Source organism: Deltaproteobacteria bacterium (assembly GCA_003696105.1).
Lineage (GTDB): Bacteria > Myxococcota_A > Polyangia > Haliangiales > J016 > J016.
Genome location: RFGE01000154.1, coordinates 1 through 3,148, shown reverse-complemented (window position 1 = coordinate 3,148; position 3,148 = coordinate 1). Strand labels below are relative to the sequence as shown.

The 3,148-nt window shown below is 73.0% G+C and carries 4 protein-coding genes; 3 read left to right on the top strand and 1 reads right to left on the bottom strand.

Annotated elements, in window-relative coordinates:
- The 3 genes from D6689_10525 to cas2 form a co-directional block, all read left to right on the top strand.
- Positions 1–1,399, top strand: a 1,399-nt coding sequence (locus tag D6689_10525) for a hypothetical protein (protein RMH41659.1), incomplete at its 5' end; no start/stop codon positions are given.
- On the top strand, positions 1,399–2,409 hold the full coding sequence (gene cas1 / locus D6689_10520; GenBank protein RMH41658.1) for a CRISPR-associated endonuclease Cas1: 1,011 nt from the start codon (positions 1,399–1,401) through the stop codon (positions 2,407–2,409). The genes D6689_10525 and cas1, both read left to right, overlap by 1 nt.
- Before the next feature lie 3 nt (positions 2,410–2,412).
- Entirely contained in the window at positions 2,413–2,697 is a 285-nt protein-coding gene (gene cas2, locus D6689_10515) for a CRISPR-associated endonuclease Cas2 (GenBank protein ID RMH41657.1), read from the top strand.
- A gap of 254 nt (positions 2,698–2,951) precedes the next feature.
- On the opposite strand, the gene D6689_10510 is transcribed toward cas2, so the two are convergent.
- Positions 2,952–3,148: hypothetical protein (locus D6689_10510; protein RMH41656.1), on the bottom strand; the 197-nt coding region annotated here is incomplete at its 5' end.

The window sequence follows — 3,148 nt, the reverse complement described above, 5'->3', positions numbered from 1 at the left end:
GCTGCTCGACGCCGCCGCCCCCGCCCCCGGCGCCGACCCCGACGACGCCCTCGCCGACGCCTTCCTGTCGTGGTTCGGCGGCCGCCGCGACCTGTACGCGCGCCAGTGGCACGACGACCGCCGTCGGCGCTCCGGCTATCGTCCCGTGCGCGAGCCGCTCACCGCGGACGTCGCGCTCGCCCATCTGCGCGGCTCGATCACCGTCGGCCAGTACCTGCTGTTTCCCGACGCCACCGTCGCCTACGCCGTCCTCGACCTCGACCTGTCCGCCGACGCCCTCGCCGAGGTCCGCGCCACCGCCGGCGACGACGCCTCCCCGTGCCGCCATCCGCGCCTGCGCAGCTACGCGGCCCGGCTCATCGACTGCGCCGCGCGCCTCGGCATCCCGCTATGGCCCGCCGACAGCGGCGGCCGCGGCATGCACCTGTGGCTGTTCTTCCGCCCGCGCCGGCCCGCCCGCGCCGCGCGCGCGCTGCTCGCCCAAATCGTCACCGCCGCGGGCGCGCAGCCGGCGGACGTGTCCGTCGAGATTTTTCCCAAGCAGGACCGTCCCGGCCGGCGCGGCCTGTCGAGCCTCGTGAAGCTGCCGCTGGGCATCCACCGCGGCAGCTTGCGGCCCTGTCCACTGCTCGACGACCGCCTCGAACCCATCGGCGACCCCGCCGCCGCCCTCGCGCGGTTGCGGCCCGCCGACGATGCGTGCGTCGCCGACGTGCTCGGCCGCCGCCTCGCCCCGCTGCCCGCCCCCGAGGTGGATCCGCCCGCCGGCCCCGCGCCCGCGCTCGTCGCCGTCGACTCCCCGCGGTCGCTCGCGGAACGCCTGCGCGCCATCGCGCCCGGCGACGACGAGCGCGCCGCGTGCGAACGGATGCTCTCCGGCTGCGCGGTGCTGCGCGCGCTCGTCCGCCGCGCCTACGAGCGGCGCCGGCTCGAGCCCGCCGAGCTGTCCGCCGTCATCTACACCCTCGGACTCGTCGGTCCCGCCTGCCAGCTCGCCGACGACGTGCTCGCCGCCGCACGCGCGCCGCGCGCCGAGCTGGAGCGCGCGCGGCGCGGCATCCCGTCTCCGGCCGGCTGCCGGCGCCTGCGCCGCATCTGCCCCGACGCGGCCGCCGACTGCCGCTGCTTCGACGGCGCCGACCCGGTGCCCTACGCCACCCCGGCTCTGTTTGCCACCGGCGAGACCGCGCCCGCGCCGCCGTCGTGGGCCCCCTTCGCGGCGTGGCTCGACGACGACGACCTCGTCGCGGACCCGATCGAGACGCTCGGCCAGTGGGTGCGGCGCATCGACGAGCGCCTCGAACGCCTCGAACGATTGCAGGCCGACGCCGACCCGTCGCCCGAGCCGCCTGGCGCCGGCGCCGGCGGCGACCGCAACTCGACCGGCGGGGATGCGTGATGCGCTCGATCTACGTGGTGCAAGACGGCGGGAGCATCCGGCGGCAGGGCGCCGCGCTCCACGTCTACCGCGGACGCGATCGCCTCGACATCGTCCACGTCCACGACGTCGACCAGGTCGTTCTCGTCGGCAACATCGTCGTCACCCCGTCCGCGCTCGAGCTGCTCGTCGACCGCGGCATCGACGTCGTCTTGCTGTCGCACCACGGCCGATTTCGCGCCCGCATCGGCAGCGACGTCTCGCGCCAGGTCGCCCTGCGCATCGCCCAGATGCGCGCGCTCGTCTTCGACGCCGACCGCGCCGCGGATCTCGCCCGCCGCATCGTCGCCGGCAAGCTCGCCAACTGTCGGACGCTGCTCCAGCGCGCCGCGCGCCGCCACGGGCGGACCGACGCCATCGCGCGCGCCGTCGCCGGCCTGCGCGCCGCCATCGTCCGGACCGGCCGAGCCGTCGATCCCGACGAGATCCGCGGATGCGAAGGATCCGGTACGGCCGCCTACTTTCGCGCCTTCGGCGATCTCATTCGCGCCCCCGGATTCGCGTTCCCGGGGCGAAATCGCCGGCCGCCCATGGATCCCGTCAACGCGCTGCTGTCGCTCGGCTACACCCTGCTGTCCAACGTCGTCGAGGGCGCCGTCCGCACCGTCGGTCTCGATCCGTTCGTCGGCGCCTTGCACGCGCCCCTCACCGGGCGGCCGTCGCTCGTGTGCGATCTCGTCGAGGAGATGCGCGCGCCCGCCGTCGACGCCGTCGTCCTCGCGGTCATCAACCGCGGCATGCTCACGCCCGAGCACTTCGACGACCCCGGCGACGGCGAGCCCGTGGTCGTCAAGCGCGACGGCATGCGCATCTTCATCGACGCCTTCGAGCGTCGCATGCGCAGCGCCGCGCGCTACCCGCCCGAGGACCGCCGGCTCGCCTATCGGGACATCATCGAACAGCAGGTCCGGCACCTTGCGCGCGTCGTACTCGGCCGGCAACCCCACTACGAACCCTATCGGATCGAGTGACCCATGCGCACCGTGATCGCATTCGACATCTCCAACGACCGCACCCGCTACCGCGCCGTCCGCGCCCTGCTCGACTACGCCGTGCGCGTCCAGAAATCCGTGTTCGAAGCCCCCGACCTGTCCCACGCCGCCTACCTCCGCTTGCGCAGCCAACTCGAGGGCCTATACGACCCGAGCACCGACAGTCTGCGCTATTATCGGTTGTGCGCCGCCTGTTGCGAGCGCATCCACCACGAGGGCGTCGCGCCCGGCATCCTCGACCCGCCCGAACCCTTCCGCATCATCTGACTTCGCCGCTCTATGACAACTTGTCGCACAGTCGTCCTCGGCATCCACCGACCCGACGCGTCGTCACGCCGACATCGGCGGACGACCAACCTCGGTAAAATGACTGGACAATTTCGCGATCCGGATTGCGACGTCAACGTTTCTCGCCCCCCCTCCGCCGGGGGTCGTCGGAAACGGCCTGTCAACCCTCCGGTTTCGCTCTCGATTTCAACCAAGGGGTCGGCCGACCCCTTTCCCCGCCGAGGGGATTAAGACTACGCCTCGTGGCCCACGAGCGCGGGCAACTCATGGTCCAACTGGTGCGAGCCGAGGATCGCGACGCGCGCGCCGGAAGACAACGCGAAAACGTGCGTCTGAAGCGCGCGCGCGTCCCCAGCGGCATCCTCGATTTCCACGGGGGCGCCCGCCCCCTCGTATATCCCTTGGATGCCCTTTCCCGGCTCGTCAAGGG